Genomic DNA, 23,880 nt, shown 5'->3' with positions numbered 1-23,880 from the left:
TCTAATACTGCAGACTTTATTAATGCCAGTGCTTAAGTTCTGGTGTTTGGTTGGCATTGATTTCTATATAGAACACTTGATTATCCCAGTCGCTTAAAACCAATCGCAAAGCTTGTCCATCACAAGCAGTGTGCTGTTTTGGTCTATGGGTATGACCGTGAATTAAAAGGTTGCACTGATATTCACGCATGAGTTGATCTACCGCCTCTAAATTAACATCCACCAAACCATAGCCACTGTCTTGTGCTTGCTGTTGGCTACTTTGGCTTTGTTGACGCGCTTGAGAGGCAAAAGCGATTCGCTCAGGGATCGACTTGGCAATAAACTCACTTTGCCACTGGGGGTTGCGTAGCATCGGACGAATCTTTTGATACTCAACATCATCCGTACATAAGCGATCACCATGACTGAGTAAAATGTGCTGCTGCGGGGCGGGTAACGCGTAAGGATCGGGCAATAAAGTCATGCCACATTGCTTGGCGTAGTCGTCTTTTAATAGAAAATCTCGGTTACCTGCCATAAAAAACAGCGCGACACCCTGTTGACTCAAATAAGACAGGCGTTCAGCAACCGCAATACTGAGGGGTGTTTGGTAATCGTCACCCAGCCAATATTCAAAGAAATCGCCCAAGATATACAGCTGATCGGCACGGATCGCCACTTGGTCTAGAAAAGTGAAAAAGCGCTCGGTAATAGGATCGTCTAAGGTTTTAAGATGCAGGTCTGAGATAAAAATCTGTTTCATAAATCACGGCAACAATCGCTATCGCCAACACGCAGGTCGACAGTGATTAATAAGCTAAAGGCAATAAAAAGGCCGGATAACCGACCTTTTTGACGATATGGTAACGCTCAATAAGCAGTTAAGCTTATTCTGCTTCTGCGGCTACCACTTCTGCTGACTCGATGATCACATCTTCAACAGGTACATCCTGATGACCTGCTTTAGAAGTGGTTTTCACTTCTTTGATGATGTTCACCACATCCATGCCATCTACTACTTTACCAAATACGCAGTAGCCCCAACCTTGCATGTTTTTGCCAGAGTGGTCTAGGAATGCGTTGTTTGCCACGTTGATGAAGAACTGCGCGCTTGCAGAGTGTGGGTCCATTGTACGTGCCATTGCAATGGTGCCGATTTCGTTTGAAAGGCCGTTATCTGCTTCGTTTTCAATTGGATCACGGGTTGGCTTTTGGTTCATGCCCGCATCAAAGCCACCGCCTTGAATCATGAAATTACCAATTACACGGTGAAAAATAGTGCCGTTGTAGTGACCACTTGTGACATATTCTTCAAAGTTTTTCGCAGTAACCGGCGCTTTTTCGTAGTTCAGTTCGATCTTGATGTCGCCGTGGTTGGTGTGTAAAACGATCATGAGTGATCCTCAAATATAAACTGAAAAGTCAGTGAGAGTTAATGATATACAGGATGGCTTAATGGGCTGCCCTCGCGCTATAATACCGCTTTTGTGTGCTTGGCAAAAGAAAAGGGAGAGGACTCAAATAGTTGAGTGCTATTTTGCTTTTTTAATATTCGCCAAATACCCCAGTGGATGGGCTAAAGCCTGCTTAAATTCACACGATTACTTTTTAGAGATTTGCCAAAGACTATGAGCAATACCGAAGCAACTGTTGCCCCGAATTTTATCCGTAACCTGATTAAAGAGGAACTGGCTGAAGGCCAGGTTCAGCAGGTCATCACCCGTTTTCCGCCAGAACCAAACGGTTATTTGCACATTGGTCATGCTAAGTCTATCTGTTTGAACTTTGGCTTAGCGGAATATTTCAACGGCGAATGTAACCTACGCTTTGATGACACTAATCCAGAGAAAGAGAGCCAAGAGTACATTGATTCTATTCAAGAAGATGTGCGTTGGTTGGGCTTCGAGTGGTCTGGCAAGGTGCGCTACACCTCTGAGTATTTCGATCAACTCTTTGATTATGCGGTTGAATTGATCAAGGCTGGCAAAGCTTATGTCTGCGAATTAAATGCCGAGCAGATGCGCGAATATCGTGGCACTTTAACTGAAGCGGGCAAAAACAGTCCATTCCGTGACCGTAGCGTAGAAGAAAACCTCGACCAGTTTAACCGTATGCGTGCGGGTGAATTTGCCGATGGCACTAAGGTGCTGCGCGCTAAAATTGACATGTCTGCGCCGAATATCAATCTGCGTGACCCAATTTTGTATCGTATTCGCAGCGTGCCACACCACCAAACGGGCGACAAATGGTGCATCTACCCGAGCTATGACTTTGCACATGGTCAGTCTGATGCCCTTGAAGGTATTACGCACTCTGTTTGTACTTTAGAGTTTGAAGATCACCGCCCGCTGTACAACTGGTTTATTGACAACTTGCCAGTACCTGCAAAACCTAAACAGATTGAGTTTTCACGTTTGAACTTGAACTACACCGTGACCAGCAAGCGTAAGCTGAAGCAACTGGTTGATGAAGGTTTTGTGTCAGGTTGGGATGATCCTCGTATGCCGACTATTTCCGGTATGCGTCGTCGTGGCTACACGCCAGCTTCTTTGCGCCACTTTTGTGACTTGGTGGGTGTAACCCGTAGTGATGGCGTGGTGGATGTGGGTATGCTGTATCACGCACTGCGTGCAGATCTTGAGCAAAATGCGCCACGAGCCATGTGCGTGCTAGACCCGATTAAAGTCACCATCACTAACTACCCAGATGATCAGGTTGAAGAGTACGTAGTGCCTTCGCACCCTGCCGATGAAAGCATGGGTGAGCGTGTGATTCCGTTCAGCAAAAACCTGCTGATTGAAGCGGAAGACTTTATGGAAGATGCACCGAAGAAATTCTTCCGCCTGACCAACGGTGGTGAAGTGCGCCTGCGTAACTCATATGTGATCAAGTGCGAAGAAGTGATCAAAGACGCCAACGGCAAAATCATTGAGTTACTCTGCACTTATGATGCCGACACACTGGGTAAAAACCCTGAAGGTCGCAAAGTGAAAGGCGTGATTCACTGGGTGTCTGAGCCTCATGCAGTGCCAGCTGAAGTGCGCTTGTATGAAAATCTGTTTACTGATCCAAACCCAGACTCAAACAAAGAAGTGAACTTTTTAGCGCACATCAACCCTGAGTCTCTGGCCGTGACCACTGGTTACTGTGAGCCTAGCCTATTAACCGCAGCACCTGAAACGGTGTTCCAGTTTGAGCGCATCGGTTACTTCTGTGCAGACCGTTATGATCACGGTGTTGACGGCAAATTAGTATTCAACAAAACAGTAGGTCTGAAAGACAGCTGGGCCAAGATTCAGAACAAAGGATAAGCCAAAGCCATGCTTCATATTTACAACACAATGACGCGTAAGAAAGAGGTCTTTACACCTATAGAAGCGGGTAAGATCAAAATGTATGTCTGTGGGGTAACGGTTTATGACCTTTGCCACATCGGCCATGCGCGTGTCATGGTGGCCTTTGATGTGATCACCCGTTACCTGCGCCATCGCGGGTATGAGGTGAACTACATTCGCAACATCACCGACGTAGACGACAAAATTATCCGCCGTGCCGCAGAAAACAACGAACCTGTTGATGCACTCACCGAGCGTATGATTCAAGCGATGCACGACGACGAAGCCTCGCTGAACGTATTACGTCCAGACCATGAGCCGCGTGCCACACACCATATTCAAGACATTATCAATATGGTGCAAACGTTGATCGACAAAGGCTATGCCTACGTTGCCAGCAATGGCGATGTGTATTACCGCGTCACCAAGTTTGAAAACTACGGCGCACTGACCAATCGCAACCTTGAAGATATGCAAGCGGGTGCGCGTATTGGCATTGAAGAAGCCAAAGAAAACCCAATGGATTTCGTGCTGTGGAAATCAGCAAAAGCCGACGAAGTCAGTTGGGAATCCCCTTGGGGTGCAGGTCGTCCGGGCTGGCATATTGAGTGCTCTGCCATGTCGACTTGCTGCTTAGGCAACACCTTTGATATTCATGGCGGTGGGCCAGATCTGCCTTTCCCACACCATGAAAACGAGATTGCCCAATCAGAAGCCGCAACTGGTGAGAAATACGTTAACACTTGGATGCACGCAGGTGCAGTACGGGTTGACCAAGAGAAGATGTCAAAATCTTTGGGCAACTTCTTCACCATTCGTGATGTACTGGAAAAGTATAACCCAGAGGTGGTGCGTTATTTCCTACTCGCCAGCCAATACCGTAGCCCAATCAACTATTCAGAAGATGGCCTTAAAGCGGCACGCCAATCTTTAGAGCGTTTTTATACGGCTTTAGAAGGTGTGCAAGCGGCGGAAGTGGTTGCAGAAGGTGAATGGGTTGAACGCTTTAAAACCGCAATGGATGACGACTTCAACACTGCTGAAGCCTTCGCCATGCTGTTTGACCTTGCCAAGCAACTGAATATCGCCAAAAAAGAGGGTTATACCGGCTTAGCTGCACAGTTGGCAGGTTACTTAAAACTGTTTGGTTCAGTGCTGGGCTTATTCGACCAAGACCCTACAGAGTTCCTAAAAGGGGTTGAACAAGAAGGCGCTTTAACAGCAGATCAGATCGAGGCGATGATTGAGGCGCGTAAACAAGCGCGTTTAAATAAAGACTTTGCAGAGTCTGATCGCATTCGTGATGAGCTGCTCAGCCAAGGCATCACCTTGAAAGACACCCGTGAAGGGACTTCTTGGGTGCGTGAATAACCTCTAGTGCCTGAAAGGGTCTTAGTGCCCCTTTCAGGTACTAACGAGTTGGCAGATTTAGATTAGCTTGGTGAGTTCAAGTTCTTGGGTGTCTAGAATTTTTTGAACTTTGATCCACTCATATTCACTCATAATCAGATTGATCTCTGGCTGCTCTTTTAACAACACCTTATCTTCAGACATTAAAAGTCTTACCACAGGACGAGTGCGTTTTTCAGGGTTTATCTCTGTCACTATTGCGATTTGCCCTGTATTGAGCTGAACTATACAGCCTGGAGGATAAACGCCGAGTGCCTGTATAAACTTTTCAACCAAACGCCCATCAAAAAGCTGATGTCGCCATGCATAGAGTTTTGATAATGCATGGGTTGGTGTTGTTTTTGAGCTAAAAAAACGTTCGCGAGTCATCGCTTCATAAGTGGTTGTAATACCAAGAATACGGGCAAAAAGTGGTATCGCGCGCCCTTTCAAACCGTATGGGTAGCCAGAGCCATCATAACGTTCGTGGTGGTAAGCAATCATATCTTTGATATCAGCAAGATTATCGTGGTGAGCAACCATGCTAACACCATCAATAACATGCTGCTGAATAATAGCTTTCTGAGAAGCGTTCAAAGTGCCTTTATGGTTCAATAAAGAAGCTGGAACCCGTAACATTCCAATATCATGCAGCAGCGCACCTAGGCCCAACTGATGAAGTTGGTCTTTTTTAATCCCTAGATGTTTTGCAAAAGTTAAGGTTAAAATACAGACGTTAATTGATTTCTCTGATAGAGACTGATCTTTATTTTGTAGCTGACTTAGTAATAACAGTGAGTTGGTATCGGTTAATACATCTTGGGTGAGCAGTTCTACAGAATTCTGAAGCTTTGGCGCATCTAACGCATGGCCTGTTCTGGCATCATCAAAAACATCGGTGATCTTTCCAGCAACTTGTTGTAAGTGTTGCTGTGCTTGCGCTATTTTTTGATGTGTTACGATAGATGCATTAGGTTTAGACATACCTTGCTGTGGCACGTCTACAGCTTTCTGGGTGCTATTTCCTTGCGTTGAACTGGGTAACTGTTTAGCGCTCTTAGCACCTTTGATCTTGGTGCTGACACTAATTTCAACATGCTGGCAGTGCTGTCTTAACAGTGTAATTTCATTCTGCGTTTGAATTGTAAATGCATGCCGCCAAAAGGGTGATTTAAGCCAGCTGATATCTAGCTCAACCACTCGCATTCCTACTCGTAGGTCACTGACCGGAATCCGTTGTCTCATAAGTGATTAGATCAGCCCAATGCTTCGCTTTGTACCACGCTATCATCCTGTGTAGTAAAGGTGTTAATCAAACGATCACTCCATTGGATCGCATTTTGATAATGGTGCTGCATTCGATTTCTTCGTGCGCACAGTCCGCACACTACAACAAGCTTAGCATCAGATTGATATGCCATACGAGTGATAGACAATAACATCAAAAAGACCTTCAAACGAGTAAAACCAATTATCGTAACTACTTGTTTTACCGATTGTAATCTTACCTTTTTAAAAATGCTGGTTAAACTTAAGCGCTACACCCTATGTTATAAATTAAACGCCGCAAACCAACCGCCAATAATTTGCTGTACAGCAGGTGGTAATAGTTTGCTCTCAAGTACCTTGTCCAAAGGTTGCCCTGCTTGTATCTGCTGAACTATAGATGCCAGTTCAACCCCCGCGAGATGCCATATCCCTAGAGGTTGATCAGGGCTAACCACTACCTCTTTTGCTTCGATAAACCCATTATTTACAACGGGCATGGTTTTGATGGTCAGTTGGTGCAGATGCTGTGTTTGATGCATGGGCTCATCGTCTGGCCAGCTTTGTCGATGTTGCCAAAACGCTTGTTCTGGCCACTGTGTTTCCATTCGATAAAAATCACGCCCGATACGGGCAAAGCGATAAAAAAGCCCTTCGACGCGGCTGTGATAAAAGCTTTCTGCCAATGCGCGCCGTTCAGGGTGCTGCAATAAAGTATTAATCACAGCCGGTGCTTGCAGAGCAGATGAAAGTGCTTGAAAGATACCGTTACCTGATAAAGGGTCAACGGCCATTGCCGCGTCCCCCACACGAATCCAGTTAGGGCCAACTGTTTTTTGGCACAAAATAGCCGTGCTGGTACGGCCATAAGCGGTGCCAACAGGCTGTGCATTGTGGGTAAAGGGCTGCGCTTGTTTTAAGGCTAAAAACCTTTGACGGCAATATTCTGTGAGTTCCGCTTTTGGCGGAAGCTGCGTACTGGCAACATCTAGGGTGAGTTGCAAGTAGCGTTGGCCATTGTTGAGTTTTGCCATCCATGCCCAGCCCTCTGACAAACTGACAGCGGCTGAACTGGGCGCGCAGTTTTCTAGGTTCTGATCACCCGACCAGCGCTGTAGCAATGACAGCGTCTCGGGGCCTCGAATGCGTGGCAGATGAGCAGATGGCGCTGAACGGCCTCTGGCTTCAACTAAGAAATCGGCTTCAATCTGTTGCCCATCTTGCAAGGTGATACCTACTACGTCGCCATTATCAGGGGTTTTTACTTGGCTGGCGGATGTATTAATAAGCCTGATACCCGCTGCGTGTAAGTCTTCTATGATCAGTTGATCAAATATCTGGCGGTCAATCAAATACTCTGTATTCGCTTGGTTAAACTGGTTATTCCAATGGGCGTTTCTGGGAGATGCAACGGACAGTGCGGTTAAAGCACGTTTAAAGCCTGCATGCTTTAAGCCTTCGACGACTCGACTCGATATACCTTCTACCGATGCAAAAGCGCGAGCGGTGTACACCACAGTCACCTGATAGCCCAAAGCTTTTAAGCCCAATGCCACAGCAGCGCCCGCAGGCCCTGCCCCTAAAACGACAATAGAGTGCGGCATACTGTTTATCCTCTGTGTTCGGCACCGAAGTAGTGGGCGTTTTGCTGTAAATATTGCCGTATGGCAAGAATTGAGGCTACAGGCTTAGCAGCGGTGGCTTCATGCTGAGCCAAATAGTGACAAATATGTCCGGTCATTCTTGCACACCCCATGCTAGAGCCTGCTTGCTGACCATCGGCACTTTTAACCTCTGCCCCAAAATCAGCGTAGGCAGTTTCTAAATAAGACCACTGTTGTGCTGTACAGCGAGCGTCTCCCGTCATACGAAACACCCCAAAGTAAGCTGCAGGATAAACCGGATCACCTTTAGCGGGAGAGGCGGCACAAAGCACAATTCCTTGCTTGATGGCGCGAGCAACGGCTGATTTCAAACTGTCTTGATCGCTGCGTAGCCCAAGGCTTAGGTTGATCACGTCAACATTTTGCTCAACTAACCAGTCAATAGCAGCAGCAACTTGTACGGCAGTAGTGCTCAAGCGGTCATGAAAGACTTGAGCAACATAGAACCTTGCTTCAGGTGCACTGGCATAAATAGTGGAGATCACATGACTACCATGACCGAGTTGATCCCAGTCGGCTTCACTCTGCCAAAGTTGGCCATCTGCGATGATAAACGCGGCACTGTCTTGCACTAGCGCCTGTTGAGCGGGTGAAAAGCCACTGTCTACTACGCCTACCTTAATTGTTTTTTGGCTCATACAGCTGGCCTTTGCTGGGCCTGTGGCCAGTTTTGGTATTCCGTTAACTGCCCTTGCTCTAATTTTAGGTACAGATCTGCATCTTGTAATGTGCTTTGACGGTGGCTGATTAAAATGCGTGTACGCCCAGAGAACAGCTGATCAACGGCTTGTATAATCTCTTGCTCTGTATGCTCATCAACGGCAGAGGTTGCCTCATCCAAGATAAGGATTTTAGGTTGCTGCAATAGCGCCCGAGCAATGGCGATACGTTGCTTTTGTCCACCTGAAAGCTGCTGCCCTCTCTCGCCTAAAGGTGTAAGCAAGCCTTGAGGTAGCGCAGCGATTAACTCGCCTAATTGGGCTTGAATAGCGGCAGCTTTCACCTGCTCATCAGTAGCGCTTGGGCAGGCATAGCGCAGGTTGTCGAGTAAAGAGCCTCTAAACAGCACAATATCTTGGCTGACCACAGCAATACGACGACGCAGCTCAGCAAGATGACAGCGTCGCAGATCAACCCCGTCGAATAAGATTCGCCCCGTGTCAGGGTCATAATGGCGCTGTAGTAAATCAATAAAGGTCGACTTGCCTGCACCAGATGCTCCAGAAATTGCAACCTTTAAGCCTGCTTTTATCTCAAGAGAGACCTCTCTAAGAATCGCCTCTGTACGGTTGTGATGGCAAAAGCTGACCTGTTCTAACTTCAATGTCCCTACGCCATGTTCAGACAGTGGGACTGTATCGGTTAGGCTGTCGACCACAACAGGCTGCTGTCTTAACTCGGCCACCCGATCTAGGCTGACCACCATTTTTTGAATCGCCACATATAAACCTAACAGGCTTTGCACTGGCCCTAGCGCCATGCCCAAATAAGTTGAAAAGGCAATTAAAGCCCCTAACTGCCATTGCCCTTCAATCACCCAATAACCACCGATTAAAAATACCCCTGCACGGGCGCAAGAGGTTAAAGTGCTGGGCAGTGCATGGGTGAAAAATTCGACCACTTGTAGTATTAACAGCTGGTCTAGGTACTGTCCGCCAAACTGCTGCAAGCGATGTGATTCACGGGGCTCTTGCCCAACTGATTGAATAAACTTCATCACAGGTAGCGTTTCAACCAAGAAAGAGGAGAGATCCGCAGAGCGCTCTCTTAATCCCCTCGCCTGCTGTTCAACTTTACGTCGCATCCAGCGTAGCCAAATCACCTCTAAGGGAATTAACACCACAACCATTAGCGACAGCTGCCAAGACAATATTAGCATCATGCTAATCGCGCCTAGCAAACCCAAAACAGAGGAAACCGAGGCAAACAGTGCATCAACAGCAAAGCGTTGAATTTGGGCGACATCGACATCCATACGGGACAATAAATCACCGATTCGACGTTGTGCGTAAAAAGTAGGAGAGAGTTTTTGCAGATGCTGGTACAGATCTTCACGCAGGGCAAATAAGATCTGGCCTGACAATTTGGTATGACAGTAGCGATTGAAGCCTGATAGCCCTGTGTTAAAGATACCAATGGCGATCATCAACCCTGAGAGCTGTAACAACATGCTGTAATCTTTTGCCAGCAGTCCATCATCAATCAGCATTTTGGTCAGCCAAGGCTGTAGTAACACCATAGCCGAAGCCAGTACGGACAGCAGTAGAACTAGAATAATGGCGTTGCGCTGCGGACGAATAAAACTGAATAACCAGCGTAAGCCTGCTTCTCGATTCGCCTCATTATCGGGGCTGGCATTAGAGCGATCAATCATCCACTTAAGCCATTTGATCATTCAAAACTCCATACTCGACACAGGACATAAAAATAAAAAACTCAACAACCTGTTTATCTGTATCAACAGATAAACAGGTTGCGGTCTTGCTGTGGACGCAGCATTAGATCAATTTAGCCATCAAACTCAGTAAGTCATCACGGCCATCATTTGCAAATAGGTGTTGCTGTTGTCGTTACCTTGGCTGGCAAGGTTATTCACACCTTTAGGTTTATAAACACCGATCAATGGGATCAAACTTAGATTGTCATTCACCCCCCAGAACGCATAAATATCCATCTCTGTGGCTTTAAAGTCGCTGCTGTCTTTAGCGCCAAACTGCCAGTATTGCACACCAATGGCGATGTTTTCTTGTGGTGACAAGGTCAGATCAAGGCGATTCACATCATTGCCTGAGTTGAACGGCCCTGCATAGTTCGCTGCAATCTCACCTTGGAACCAAGTACCGAAACCGCGCGTGACACCAAAGAAGAGCGGGTCAAAGCTTTCGTCTTTGCTCGTGCCTGTTTTATTGCCAGAGAACTGTGCATGACGGAAGTTGATAATAGGTGTCCAAGGGCTATCCGCAAAAGTCCAGCCTGCCTCAGCAGTCCATGCATTGGCATCTTTTTTGGTTTGATCGCCACCACTTTCTTTGACGTATTCAAAACTTAGAAATAAATTTTCAACCCCTGCGCTGCCTTGGCCTCTTAGACTGACAACATCCATACCTTTGCGGTTATCGTATAGTGCCAAGCCTGCACCTAGATCAACGTCGGTCACTTTTAACACTGAAAGGCCAACAGTGCCTAGTTGCTCATTCACATACTCAATATTCGCCCCAGCCAAGGCCGTATTTTGCTGAATTTGGTTATTCGATTTTAACCAGAATAGGTCGCCTCGCAGTGGACCTTCTGGATCAACTTTCAGCACCACTGAATTCTCAAAGCTTTTGCTCGCCGCAAGGTAGTAGGCACCACCTCGGTTTAGGCTGCCATTAGAAAAACTGTCAAACCCTTTACCTACATTCAGTGAGTCTCCAGCAATCAGAAACCCATCACCCAGTACAAACTTTTGTTTACCAATAGACAGATCAACCAAACCGCCTTGATACACCCAACCTATAGAGGCGTTTTCAAGCTGAGTTTTGCGTTCGGTGCCATCAGTAAAGCCTGCACCATCTCCATCTCCTAGTGTACCTTGAGTGATTAACCCTAAATTGCCGTAAAAACTGTGCTCAGCATTCAGCTGTCGGGTCGCCACTAAATCGCCTTTAAGATAAAACTCTTGCCATTTTTTTGAGCCGGGCGTACCAGAGTAATTCTCGCCTAAGGACATAGCAGAGGCGGCAGCCTCAAGGTTAAAGGCAACACTGCTGTTATCTGCTTCAGATAACATTACGGCTTGGCTTACAGCGGGTAAGCTTGCCAAAAAGAGTGCGGCACAGATTGGTTTGATCGTTATTTTGAACATATTTTCACCTACTCTCATCGTATAATTTTATTGTTATTCGTTCTGCTCAAAGGGTTAACAGCCGAAATTTGAGCGCAAAAAACCTATGAAGCCTTGTCGCTTCTATTGTTCAGTTGGGGAAAATGGGGTTATTGACTAACCCCAAAACTTTCTGTCGTCTGACGCTGTTATTTCAAAACCGCCAGACGTAGATCAGCAGTCGACATATCGCCTACCAGTGGGATACTGCCCAGCTTGGCTAAAGTGTCGGGATCATGAATGGAGATATTGTTACCCGCTCCGCCTACATACAGCTTCTTGCCATCAGTGGTCATATTCAGGTTGTAGTAGGTGTGGTCCATGCCGAGTACATTCAGTGTTTCACCCGTTTTCAGGTTATGTTTCGATAGTTGGTTAAATGACCCATACATCACATCTTTGTCTTTCGGATCAGTCACCCAGTTGAAAACGATGAACTCAAAAGGTACTGTCTCAAAGTTTTCGACCGCTCCTGTTTTCAGGTCAATACGCACATGTCCCCAGAGAAAATCCGCTTTTGATTCGTCACCCGGTTCGCCATTCCAACGAATAGTGAAGTAAGGCATCACAAATTCACCGATATGTTCCCCCATGGTGTGCATGGCAAAAGCATCAGGCGGTACCCACTTATCAGGGGCACGCTCCCAGTTTTGCAACGCTGTAATCAAACGCGTTTCACCTGTTTTAGGATTAATGGCTTTAATATCACCGCCCCCTAAGATCACCTCACCATTTTGCTGGGTAGCAATTTTGGTAATACGACGATCGACAGGAAAGGTACGTATCGGCTTTGCATTTAAACCATCGGCAATATTAAACGCCGCTAAGCGTGGTGCCATGGTTTCAAAACGGTCACGCAGTTTTCTGACTGGGTTTTGTATGGTGTACAGCTCTTTACCATCTGGGCTGATCGCCATAGAGATAAAGGTTTTCACTTGTACATTGTCGTATGACTGTAAGGCTGAAAAAGTGGTTTCACAGTTGGTGATGTCGATACCATAAACATCTTCCATCTTGTTGCTGAGCACAAACGCCGTGCGGCCATCTGGAGAGATCGCAATACTGCCATTACCAAAACTACCGGGAATATCGCAGCTTCTAAGTAGTTTATTCGTTTCTGTATCAATCACATGTAGCTGATTAGGCCGCGTGACGGTCAGTAGATATTCATGCCCATTGCCTTGCATACCATTAGGTAATGCGTTTTGGCTCATAGGCTGAGAAGAGTTTGCAGAGCAACCAGCCAACACTGCACCAACCGTTAACAAGCCTGCACAGGCTAAACCTTTCCAGCCCTTCGATTGACTCAGTTGAGAGAGGGGTGCTGTTATTTTATCCGTGATCATCATTACACTCTGCTCCGTTACTCTTCAGGGAATATACTGTCAAGTTTGCGCCAGTCAGCATCAGCTTTTGAAACATCGCTTGACCAAGTTGAATGGCTGCTCATAGTGTCGGGCACTTGTGCAGGCCACCAACAGGCATCTGCACAACCATACAGATCAGACTCCATGGGTTGACATAAGGAGCCTAAGCCCCCAAAAGGATCAACCTCCCAACCAGGATCATTCACCGAGGTGCAACCTACGATAGATTGCATCGCAACCACTTCTTCCACGTCACTTGGGGAGAGTGCTTGATCTAACATTTTGGCTTTTTTATTCAATGACTTGAGATATTTCATTAGGAACTCCTTCTGGGAGATACGTAGGTATCAAAGAACGCAGGGTTCTCCAGCATAATGTGCGAATAGACTTCAACGCCAAAATCGATCCAGTCACGTAGTAAGTCACAGTAGTGATAAGACGGCACTGAAGCATCACCGTATTTGGCATAGCTTTCGTGATAGCAGCCACCTGAGCAGATGTTGCGAATACGACAGGTTTCGCAGCCAGTATTACTGCGATCTAGACGCTGCTCGACAAAAGCCGACAATTGAGGTTTGTTGATGCCTTCTGTTACATCACCAAAAGTAGGTAACTCTGAACCTGTAAAGCGGTGACAAAGGTTAATACCCCCTTTAGTGTCAACCGCTAACAAGCCCACTCCGGCACCACAGGGCAGCTGTTTTTTATTGCCTTCATGCAGGTCAGTCATCAACTGATGCATATTGCCAAAGCCAAAGTTGCGATGTTCAAGCGCCGCTTTTAGGTATTCGCGCCCTAAGCGCTTCATGCCTGCAAAAACTTCAAGCATCTCATCTGCACTAAGATTGAAGGCCGTGATATCACCAGAAGTAACCGGGCCAAAGCCGACCTCTGCAAAGCCTAGGTCATGGTGTAAATGCTTAAAAATCGCTTCAACATCGGTAATGCCACTGGTCAGCGTGACTCGACAACCCACAGGGCGCGCGTTATAGCGAGAAAGCAGCAAACCTACTTTATGTTTAACCACCTCATAAGTGCCTTGGCCGCCCACGGTGATGCGGTTTTTATCGTGCATCGCCTTTGGTCCATCCATCGATATGGTGATGCCGAAACGGTGTTCGTTAAACCACTCAATTAACTCTTCTGTCAGCAACGTGGCATTGGTGGTCATGGTGAAGCTGACATCCGACTCAAGGTCAGCAAAACGCGCTTCACAGTAGGCCACCACTTCACGAATCAGTGGCATATTGGTCAGCGGCTCTCCACCAAAAAACACCACATTGTATTGGCGTTGATTGGGTGACTCTTTTAACAGCATCTCCACCGACTGTACGGCGGTTTCGTAAGACATTTTGTCGCCTTTCGACGGCGTAGTCAGATCTTCTTTGTAGCAGTAAGTACAGCTCAAATTACACCCTGTATTGGTATTCAATACGATGGTGGTTAACGGAAAGTTTTTCACCGCTTGCGGGCTGTGATTGATTTGTACCACACCGCCATCAGATAGCACTTTCAGTGATTTCAACTCTTCAATGGTTTCCATCACATCGTCAGCGGCATAACGCCCCTGAAAGCGGTCACGAATCATATGAGCCGTTACTTGGCCTTGAGTACTGAATAACTCAATCAGCTCTCGGCTTACTCCTTCCAGCTCAAATAAACTGCTGGTTGGAACGTGAAACATCATCTGCCGTGATGCCACGTTCACCAAATGCACATTGGGTTTTACCAAAGATAAAGCACCCATAATCACCTCACTTAATTTTGTTATTCCCAGCCATCAACACAGGTTGTTGTGACGGGCTTTGAGGTATTGCTGATCAAGACTATTCAATAACAGCGCGTACAAACTTCTGTACCGTAACCAATAGGTGACTCTCACCGCTGATACTTTTACCGTCTTCCTGCACAGTGCCAACCACGCCTAAGTTACCCACGTTATTGGTCGACATTTTGCGCGCAGGATTGGGGCCTGCATCTCCTGGGGTAAAGATGCCACGGGCATCAATCTGGCCTGCGTATTGGATGTCGTTGTCATGTACGGCGGTTTCATCAAAAGGCTTCAGTGACCAGTTAGCCGTCATATAGCCCAAACGTAAGTCGTCTAAAGTTCCTACTTTGCCATCAGCCCCTGCGGCATAACCGACTGCTCGATACACTGATTTTTGTTTTGGAATTTTGCCGCCACCGCCGCCTACACGGGCAATAGAATCATTGGGTGTAATCTCAACACGCGCCAATTGATCGTAAACTGCCAGTGGCTCTGATGCAGAGGTATTACCAATCTTAATATGACGAGTACCCACACTGGCTTTAGGGCTGGCTTGAACTTTCAGCACCCAACGGTTGTCATTTTTAGAAACCACCTCAAGCAGTTTTAAGCCTGAGCCTAGGTTCACTTTACCGTTCAGCTGATAACCAGAAACAGTCAACAGGGCTTGCTCACCTTGCTTAATATAGGAGGGCGTAATCGCAGTGATGGCCGTTTTTTTAACCGCTTTGATCTGGCCACCCATCACATCATCTTCGTTAGGATACATACGTCCTACAAGGCTTTGACCGTCGGCAGAGGCTGCAAACACCTGACGCATTTGAACGCCACCAACCGTTACAGTACCGCGCCACTCATAACCTGTATAAACCACTGCTTTACCTTGACCAGCTAAAGGTGAGCCGTCGGCATAGTTACCCTCTAGGCTGATTTGGTAGTGGTCTTTACTCTGCATAGTGACTTGCATGGTGGCGTCAAAATTACCTTTCTCAGGTAAGAAGCCATGTACTGCCCAACGACCTGACAGTGGTTGTTTTGCTTGTGCCTGCCATTGTTGCCAAGCGTCGGTATCGAAATTGAATTTCTGGCCTAAATAAGGCGCAACTTGATTTAATGCGATATCAAACCAAGCACGATCACGGGCACCGGCATGCAGTTCTGCGGTCGGTTGCTGTCCCATGTGAAAATGTACCAACCATTTCCACTCATCCTCTGTTCTACGCTGTAACGCGATACGCGCACCAGAGTGGCAACGCACACAGGTTTCTTGTAGCAGAGGTTCAAACGACTCCACCACATTGGGCTCTTTTTCTAGCACATAGCGCAGGTTTTCAGTTTCTGAAGGTGCTAGACCTTGCTTGTCCGCAAGATATTTCACCAGCTCGCGTTTTTCATCGGGTGAAATTACCAAGCCCCGTTGTTGTTGCATACGGCTGATGGTCATCAACCAACCTTCAGGGGTTTTACGCTGCTGGCTGATCCGTGAAAATGGCGCAGCGGCATCACCTGTTTCGGTGTGACAGATTAAACAGCGATCTTTAATGATAGACTCGCCACTTGCTGCTTGTGCAGAAGAGGTCGCCATGCCCATAAAGGCCAAGGCACCTGTGCTCAGTAGCGCCCGTGTCATATTATTTTTTTTCTTCAAAGCCATCACTCCTACAATTTGCTTTTCAGGTATTGACCTGCACTGGTCGCCATAACTGGGATTACTTTATAGGGGATTCTTGGTCGCCCAACAGGTACTGCAAAAACCAGAGACAGCTTTAAACTACGCCTAAGGTGTAAATAGAGTTCTAATCATTTGTGCAAAGTTGTATTCAGATGTAACAAACTTGCAAAAATGTAGCGTAACCAATTGATAAACATAGAGTTAATCTTGTAAAAATAGATTATTCACTTGTAGTTTTCTCCACCGCATTTTTTGCTAGACTCATCTCATCCCCATTACGTGATACCACCATGTCTATAAAAACAACAAATAATGCACATATCCTGATCGTTGAAGATGATTTGGCTTCGCGCTCACTGTTAGCCAGTTATTTGCAAAAAGAGGGCTACAAGGTCAGCGAAACCGCACAAGCGGATAATCTTGTGCAGCAAGTACAGGCGCAGCAAATTGATCTGGTACTGCTGGATATCAACCTGCCCGGTAAAGATGGCTTGACCTTGACTCGAGAACTAAGGGCGCACTCAAAGGTGGGCATAATCTTAGTCACCAGCAAAGTTGATGAGATCGATAAAATTGTGGGTTTAGAACTAGGGGCTGATGACTATGTCACCAAACCTTTTAACCCCCGTGAGCTACTGGTGCGTGCGAAAAATTTACTTTGGCGAGTACGTGACCAAAATGTACATAGCCAAAGTGCGGCTTTAATTACACCAGATCGAATCTTGTTGCATTTCGAAGGTTGGCTGTTAGATGGCAACAAGCGATTACTACAAGCCCCTGACCAAGTACAAGAGCGCCTACCTGAGGGCGAATATCGTTTGCTATATGCGCTGTTACGCCATGCAGGACAGATTTTATCCCGAGATCAGTTGATGGATGAGATTCATGGTAGAGAGTGGACTCCCAACGATCGCTCTGTAGATGTGCTGATTGGTAGAATACGCCGAAAGCTGCGGGATAACCCCTCAAACCCTCGACTTATTTTGACCGCGCATGGCGCAGGTTACTTATTCGCTGGCAAGTTGGATTAGCCCTGTGGTGGGTATTCAAGGATTAACACCGCTGAAGCGGTTGCATAATGGTGAACGTTATTTGGTGACTCGTGCTGAATTAGACGGTGTCGGCTCTGTTATTATTAAACAGCCTGTAGATTCCACACTCAGCACCGAAGCGCAACGCCTATTACAACATGAATATGAAATTTTAAAGTCGCTCGATATCGCAGGCATACCTCGTCCAATCGCTTTACAACAAACGGATGAGGGGCTAATCAGCCTGTTTCAAGATGACCAGAGCACCAGTTTAAATCAACTGCTTAAGGCACAAGCCATAAGCTGGCAGCAAGGCTTAGCCATTGCAGAACAGTTGAGCCATTTATTAGGGTTGCTGCATCAAAAAAGAGTGATTCATAAGCAGATCACGCCCAGTAATATACTGTTAAATACAGAGACTAACAAAGTGGTGCTGATCGACTTTACACAAGCCACTTTGCTAGAAAGTGAACAACCCCGTTGGCATCCCCCTCAGTTTAAACTGGCTGAGCTGGCTTATATCGCACCAGAACAAACGGGGCGTATTAACCGTAATGTTGATTACCGCACCGACTTTTACACCTTGGGTGCTACTTTATACGAGCTATTCACAAGTCAACCGCCCTTCTGTTTACAGGATCCTCTGGCGTTAATTCATGCCCATATTGCCAAACTGCCACGACCACTGAACCAGATCAATCCAGCTATTCCAGAGGTGGTGTCCAATGTTGTTTTAAAGCTATTGGCCAAAGATGCTTCACAGCGCTATCAATCTAGCTACGGCTTAAGCCATGATTTAAAGCGGTGCTTAGTGCAGCTACAGCAGCAATCCAACATCAAGACTTTTACGTTGGCTGAAGCAGATATAGCAGAGCGTTTTGTCTTACCGCAAAAGCTTTACGGACGGCAAGATACCATCCAAACCTTAATACAACGCTATGATCAAGTGGCACAAGGTCAACAACAAATACTGTTGATTTCAGGCTATGCTGGGGTTGGAAAATCCAGCTTAGTGCATGAGGTTCGCCAGTATATTACAGAGAAAAAAGGGCTGTTTATCAGTGGCAAGTTTGGCCAGTTTGATCGTAACAGACCTTACGCGGCCATCATTCAAGCACTGCAAAGCTTAGTACGCCAACTGCTCACAGAGCCTGAAGCCAATGTCAAACACTGCAAGACCTTGATTTTAAAAGCCCTCGCAGGGCATGCACAGGTCATGACACGTTTGATTCCTGAGCTAGAGCTGATCATTGGCAGGCCACCAGAGGCAGCCAAGCTATCGCCTGCGGAAGAAAAAAACCGTTTTGCTCGCCTCTTTCAGCGTTTGCTCGGTGTTTTTGCCACCCATCATCGACCGTTAGTGCTGTTTCTAGATGATCTACAGTGGGCAGATCTCTCTTCACTTGCCCTTATAGAGTCCTTTGCACAAAACAAAACAGGTGATGATAATAGCTTGGCGCACCTAATGCTGATTGGCAGTTATCGTGATGAGGAAGTGCGTAATAACCATCCGCTGCGTTTCACCATTGATCAGTTAAGGCAGCAGTCTAGCACTCTATGTGAGCTACAGTTACAGGCGCTGAACCTAGCGCAAGTAACACAACTACTTTCTGATACCTTGCATACGACAGAGAATGGTTGTTTAGATCTGGCAACGATCTGTTTGGAAAAAACCCAAGGCAATCCTTTTTTCTTAAGCCAGTTTTTACGCACGTTACAAGAAGATGGTTTGATCTACTTCAATCAAGATGGTTGGTATTGGGATCTAGCAGCGATTCAAGCACAAAGCTTATCCGCTGATGTGATTGATTTGATGATCAGTAAAATTCAGCGATTAAAGCCTGCAACACAACAGGTGCTGCGTTTGGCCGCTTGTATCGGTAATATTTTTAGTCTGCGCACCCTTGCCATTGTTAATCAACAAACCCCTAAAGAAAGTGCGAATGATCTGTGGCAGGCTCTTTCAGAGCATCTGATTACACCTGTAAACGACAACTACCGTTTGATAAGACAGCTTGATTTACAGCTACTTGAGCAAGAAGATGAGACAACACTGATTCAATATCGCTTTGTTCATGACCGAGTTCAACAGGCCGCTTATAGCTTATTGTCGATTCATGAACGGCAGGGGCTACATCTGCAAATAGGCGAACTGCTACAACATCACTTGTCAGCGACTGAGCGCCATCAGCATATTTTTGAAATTACCAACCACCTCAATCAAGCGCAGTCAGGCTTACAAACACCTCAACAGCGGGAGGCGCTGGCTGAGCTTAACCTTGAAGCGGGCGAGCGTTCTCGGGATTCTGCGGCTTTTGGTGCTGCCTTCGATTATTTTCAGAATGGTTTGCAGATGCTCAACCAAGGTTGGCAGTCGCGCTATGCGCTGACGTTAGCCTTAACCGTAAATGCCGCAGAAGCTGCTTATATTCAGTCTGAATTTACATTGATGGAACAGATGATTGAGCAGGTCAAAACCAACGCCCGCTCATTACTAGATCAAGTCAGGGTGTATGAGCTACAGATACAAGCTCAAGTATCACAGAATCAGTTTGAGGCGGCCTTGCAAACCTCACTGCAAGTTCTGTCACTGTTAGGTATTAATCTGCCTGAGCAGCCCAATAAGCTCAAATGCTGGTACAGCTATTTGAAAACCCAATGGTTGATCAAACCCCTCTCCGTACAGCGCAGCCGTAAAATTGCAGACATCACTGACCCCTACATCAAAGCAGCCCTACCTATAATGGCCAGTATGTTCGGCGTGATTAAATTCTCTAGCTCCGGCCTACGGCCTTTAGTGATGGCAAAACAAGTCGAGCTAACGTTGCAATACGGTTTAATGCCTGCCTCAGCACAGGCCTTTGCAGGTTATGGCGGTGTACTTTGTGGGCAATATGGGCGTATCAATCAAGGTTATCAGCTTGGATTAGTGGCGCTTTCGGTTGACCAACAGCAACCGTCAAAACTCACTCACCATAAAACGCTGTCTTTGTTTAACACTTATATTAGGCACTGGAAGGAGCCATTATCAGCAACCTTAGCTCCTTTATTACAAGGTTATCATGCAGGTCTTGATTGCGGAGATATTGAGTGGGCGGCCTACTGCCTAGCGGCTTATATTCAATATCAGCTCCCTTTGGCACATAATCTTGAAGAGGCGCAACCTCGCTTAGACGCTTTTCTTAAACAGATCAGCAATACAGGGCAAAAACAGTCTGAGTACTACTCACGTTATGCGTTACAAACCTTAGATAACTTAAGAGGGCTGAACCACAATCCACTGTTGTTAGATGGTCGTTACAATCAAGAAGCCCCTATGTTGGCACTGCATATTCGCAACAACCACCGCACTGCGGTTTGTATTCATCATTTTTATAAAGCCCTGCTGAGCTATCTTTTTGGTGACTACAACCGTGCAGAGCGCCACAATTTCGCCTGCGAGAAAGACTTACCCTCTATTGGCGCAACTTATACCTCTGCTTGGTTTCAGTTTATTGCGGCCATGACCCAACTGGCGCTGCTGCCCAATACCAGTATTTTGCAACAGCCCACCCGCTTACACCGTGTGAAAGGCTGTTTGAAGCAGGTGCAACGCTGGGCACAACACTGCCCTAAAAATCATCAGCATCGAGTACTCTTGATTCAAGCTGAAAGTGCCCGAGTGCAAAAGCGTTACCACAAAGCAATGTCACTTTTTGAGCAAGCAATCAGTGCCGCGTTAGACTCTGAAATTGTGCTTGAACAAGCCCTAGCCTATGAACTAACCGCCCAGCTCTATTTAGATTGGCAAAAACCTTTAATCGCCGAAAGCTATCTGAAAATAGCCTTGCAGCGTTATCGCAATTTAGGCGCACACGCCAAAGCCGAGCAACTGATTAATCAATATCAGCTAAGAGAAAGTAAAGCAGAACCCCTCTCTCTATCAGAGCAGCATCACCATAAAACAGACCAACGCCACAATAACCAATCCTTAGACATTCTATCGGTTATTCGAGCCTCTCACGCCATTGCGGATGAAATTGTCTTAGAACGCCTATTAAGCCGTTTGATGACTCTAGCGCTGGAAAATGCAGGTGGACAAAGAGGCATTTTAGCCTTACAGCGAGAGGGCACCTTATTTATAGAAGCAGAAGCCGACCTTCATCGTTCAGAGCACTTTATAACGGGATTGCCCATAGAAGGTGAAAATCAGAAGTTGCCTGTGAATATTGTGCATTATGTTTATCGCACCAAAGAAACCGTTGTGCTCAGCAATGCACTAGAACATGAAATGTTTATGCATGACAGCTATATACGCTTGCATCAACCCAAATCGTTGCTTTGTATGCCCATTTTGTACCACGGCGAGCTAACGGCAGTGCTTTACCTTGAAAACAAAGAGAGCAGCGACATTTTTACCCGAGAGCGCCTTGAAACTTTGCAGATATTATCGGCACAGGCGGCTATCTCCATCGAAAATGCCAAGCTTTATCTTAGCTTACAAAAATCTGAACAAGCCTTTAGATCACTGTTTGAAAATGCCATAGAAGGCATCTTTCGCACCAATCCAGAGGGCGTGTTTCTATCGGTCAACCCTGCGTTTAGCCAGCTATTAGGCTATGAGTCTGCCGCTGACTTTTTGGCACAAGTTAAAATGCTTTCACAAGGCTGCTTCAAGTATAAACCACAGCAGCAACAGTTTATGCAGAGCTTAGTAGAACAGGCTCAGGTTAGAGCCTTTGAAACCACTTGGCTAAAGGCAGATGCCCAACAGGTTGAAGTGAGCCTATCCGCTCGCCCAGTACTAGATGAACAAGGGCAAATTTTATACTACGAAGGCTCTATCGCAGATATTAGCGAGCGTAAAAATCGCGAAAAAGCAGAAGCCTCCAGCGAAGCAAAATCACAGTTCTTAGCCACTATGAGCCATGAAATTCGTACACCGATGAACGGTATTTTAGGTATGGCACAACTGCTGATGCGCAGCTCGCTTAATGCTGAACAGCAACGCCAGATCAAAATGCTCTATCAATCAGGTCAATCTTTGCTGGCCATTTTGAATGATGTGCTCGACTTCACCAAGGTCGAAACGGGACAAGTAGAACTAGAGCAAAAGCCCTTTTCCATTACCGAAGCCTTGCACACTGTGCAAGGCGTTATTCAACCTTTAACCGATGAAAAAGCACTACATTTTAGCGTTGAACTACCAGATAACTTACCCGCGCTGATACTCGGTGATCAGCGAGTGCTGCACCAAATACTACTGAATCTTTGCGCCAATGCCGTTAAATTCACCCATCAAGGTTTTATCAGCTTACGCCTATTCTGCCAAAGGCATAACGATCAGACGGCCTACCTGCGTATTGAAGTGGAAGACAGCGGTATTGGTATCGACAAAGCCCTGCATCAACGCATTTTCCAACAATTTAGCCAAGCGGATAGCTCAATTACCCGCCGCTATGGTGGCACAGGTTTAGGTTTGGCGATCTGCAAGCAGTTGGTTGAATTACAAGGCGGTCAAATCGGATTCAGTAGTGATACAGGTATCGGCTGCTTGTTTTGGTTTGAGCTTCAGTATCCGATTATAGATCAGGCTATTGCTAGCCCTGAGCGAATGCTACCTATTCTTAGCCAACAAAGCAGCAAACTGCCAAGCCTTAATATTTTACTAGTTGAAGACACCGAAATTAACCAACAGGTCGCAGCTGGCTTATTAGAAAGTGACGGCCATCAGGTCAACATAGCAGAAGACGGTTATACCGCACTGTCGCTACACCATGACAATCATTATGACTTAGTATTAATGGACATCCACCTGCCCGATATGGACGGCATGGAAACCACACGCCGTATGCGACAACATCACCAAACTGAAAAGGCCACCGTACCCATAATCGCATTAACCGCAGCATTAACGCCCAAAGAGGTGCAGCAATATCAAGACGCAGGCATTAACGGTATATTGGCTAAACCCTTGCAGTTTGAACAACTTCAAGCACTGCTTTTATCCTTAGCAGGACATCACCCCCAATCCACAGCCTTTACCACAGCAGCAACTGATAGCCTGAAGATTGATGCCTTAAACAGCGAGACAGAAGCAAACCAGCCCCAAACAGCCTTAATCAACCACCGCTTAATTCAACAGCATGTCAGCATGTTAGGTGCTGAGAAATTTACCCAATTAGTGCAAGGATTTGAGCAACAATTCCAACAACTACAACAGAACCTAGACCAAGCCATACAGGCGCAAAACTGGAGCCAAATTATTGAGCTTGCCCATAGAATGAGTGGCTCAGCTGCAAACTTCGGCTTAGAAAACCTAAGTAGCTGCTGTAAAACCATAGAACAAGCGGAGCAAAACAACACTTCAGTTTCAGAACTACAAGCACTGCAACTACAAGTACAACAAAGCTATTTACAGAGCGTGATTGAATTGAAGCCTAGTGAGCAGATTGATGAACGAAAAAAGTCTCCCCGATTGTAATCACATTGCAGCACACAAAGCTAAAAAATGAGCCTCTTTAGAAGCTAAAGAGGCTCATTATCTATGAACCCTATT

General features: G+C 46.3%; 16 protein-coding genes. 4 read left to right on the top strand and 12 right to left on the bottom strand.

Annotation, left to right across the window (positions count from 1 at the left end):
- Positions 1–19: 19 nt before the first annotated feature.
- Both B5D26_RS06705 and B5D26_RS06700 read right to left on the bottom strand, forming a co-directional pair.
- Positions 20–745: a UDP-2,3-diacylglucosamine diphosphatase gene (locus B5D26_RS06705; protein WP_078744965.1), complete on the bottom strand. Its 726-nt coding sequence runs from the start codon at positions 743–745 to the stop codon at positions 20–22.
- Positions 746–869: 124 nt separating this feature from the next.
- Positions 870–1,376: a peptidylprolyl isomerase gene (locus B5D26_RS06700; RefSeq protein WP_078744964.1), complete on the bottom strand. Its 507-nt coding sequence runs from the start codon at positions 1,374–1,376 to the stop codon at positions 870–872.
- Between the two features lie 234 nt (positions 1,377–1,610).
- Here B5D26_RS06700 and B5D26_RS06695 point away from each other — a divergent pair, with 234 nt between their 5' ends.
- Both B5D26_RS06695 and cysS read left to right on the top strand, forming a co-directional pair.
- The gene (locus B5D26_RS06695) at positions 1,611–3,293 is read left to right on the top strand and encodes a glutamine--tRNA ligase/YqeY domain fusion protein (protein WP_078744963.1); all 1,683 of its coding nucleotides are present in this window, start codon (positions 1,611–1,613) and stop codon (positions 3,291–3,293) included.
- A gap of 9 nt (positions 3,294–3,302) precedes the next feature.
- On the top strand, positions 3,303–4,688 hold the full coding sequence (gene cysS, locus B5D26_RS06690; RefSeq protein WP_078744962.1) for a cysteine--tRNA ligase: 1,386 nt from the start codon (positions 3,303–3,305) through the stop codon (positions 4,686–4,688).
- Between the two features lie 57 nt (positions 4,689–4,745).
- Here cysS and B5D26_RS06685 read toward each other — a convergent pair whose 3' ends face one another.
- From B5D26_RS06685 to peaA, 10 genes are all read right to left on the bottom strand, one after another.
- Positions 4,746–5,951 carry a cyclic di-GMP phosphodiesterase gene (locus B5D26_RS06685; protein ID WP_078744961.1) on the bottom strand — a complete coding sequence of 402 codons (1,206 nt, stop codon included), beginning with the start codon at positions 5,949–5,951 and terminating at the stop codon, positions 4,746–4,748.
- Between the two features lie 11 nt (positions 5,952–5,962).
- Complete coding sequence (locus tag B5D26_RS16035; protein ID WP_143833102.1) at positions 5,963–6,148, bottom strand: hypothetical protein; 186 nt, start codon at positions 6,146–6,148, stop codon at positions 5,963–5,965.
- Between the two features lie 108 nt (positions 6,149–6,256).
- Positions 6,257–7,576 carry a flavin-dependent monooxygenase QhpG gene (qhpG, locus tag B5D26_RS06680; protein ID WP_078744960.1) on the bottom strand — a complete coding sequence of 440 codons (1,320 nt, stop codon included), beginning with the start codon at positions 7,574–7,576 and terminating at the stop codon, positions 6,257–6,259.
- 5 nt (positions 7,577–7,581) lie between these two features.
- Positions 7,582–8,274, bottom strand: coding sequence for a subtilisin-like serine protease QhpE (gene qhpE, locus B5D26_RS06675; protein WP_078744959.1), 693 nt, complete (start codon positions 8,272–8,274; stop codon positions 7,582–7,584).
- Positions 8,271–10,031: an ABC transporter ATP-binding protein gene (locus B5D26_RS06670; protein ID WP_078744958.1), complete on the bottom strand. Its 1,761-nt coding sequence runs from the start codon at positions 10,029–10,031 to the stop codon at positions 8,271–8,273. The genes qhpE and B5D26_RS06670 overlap by 4 nt, the downstream gene beginning before the upstream one ends.
- A 126-nt stretch (positions 10,032–10,157) precedes the next feature.
- The gene (locus tag B5D26_RS06665; RefSeq protein WP_234985213.1) at positions 10,158–11,483 is read right to left on the bottom strand and encodes an alginate export family protein; all 1,326 of its coding nucleotides are present in this window, start codon (positions 11,481–11,483) and stop codon (positions 10,158–10,160) included.
- Positions 11,484–11,650: 167 nt separating this feature from the next.
- A complete protein-coding gene (peaD, locus tag B5D26_RS06660) occupies positions 11,651–12,850 on the bottom strand; it encodes a quinohemoprotein amine dehydrogenase subunit beta (protein ID WP_234985212.1) in 1,200 nt (399 codons plus the stop codon).
- Between the two features lie 14 nt (positions 12,851–12,864).
- Positions 12,865–13,185, bottom strand: coding sequence for a quinohemoprotein amine dehydrogenase subunit gamma (qhpC, locus tag B5D26_RS06655; RefSeq protein WP_078744956.1), 321 nt, complete (start codon positions 13,183–13,185; stop codon positions 12,865–12,867).
- The gene (gene peaB, locus B5D26_RS06650) at positions 13,185–14,615 is read right to left on the bottom strand and encodes a quinohemoprotein amine dehydrogenase maturation protein (RefSeq protein WP_078744955.1); all 1,431 of its coding nucleotides are present in this window, start codon (positions 14,613–14,615) and stop codon (positions 13,185–13,187) included. Before peaB ends, qhpC begins: the two co-directional genes overlap by 1 nt.
- A 79-nt stretch (positions 14,616–14,694) precedes the next feature.
- Complete coding sequence (gene peaA / locus B5D26_RS06645) at positions 14,695–16,293, bottom strand: quinohemoprotein amine dehydrogenase subunit alpha (RefSeq protein ID WP_078744954.1); 1,599 nt, start codon at positions 16,291–16,293, stop codon at positions 14,695–14,697.
- A 308-nt stretch (positions 16,294–16,601) separates the two neighbouring features.
- On the opposite strand from peaA, the gene B5D26_RS06640 reads away from it, so the two are divergent.
- Together B5D26_RS06640 and B5D26_RS06635 are read left to right on the top strand one after the other, a co-directional pair.
- Positions 16,602–17,342, top strand: coding sequence for a response regulator (locus B5D26_RS06640; RefSeq protein WP_078744953.1), 741 nt, complete (start codon positions 16,602–16,604; stop codon positions 17,340–17,342).
- Positions 17,305–23,805, top strand: coding sequence for an AAA family ATPase (locus B5D26_RS06635; protein WP_078744952.1), 6,501 nt, complete (start codon positions 17,305–17,307; stop codon positions 23,803–23,805). The genes B5D26_RS06640 and B5D26_RS06635 overlap by 38 nt, the downstream gene beginning before the upstream one ends.
- The last annotated feature ends 75 nt before the right edge of the window (positions 23,806–23,880 follow it).

Source organism: Oceanospirillum multiglobuliferum (assembly GCF_900167095.1).
Lineage (GTDB): Bacteria > Pseudomonadota > Gammaproteobacteria > Pseudomonadales > Halomonadaceae > Oceanospirillum > Oceanospirillum multiglobuliferum.
The sequence above is the reverse complement of the archived record's forward strand: the minus strand, read 5'-3'. Positions and strand labels throughout refer to the sequence as shown.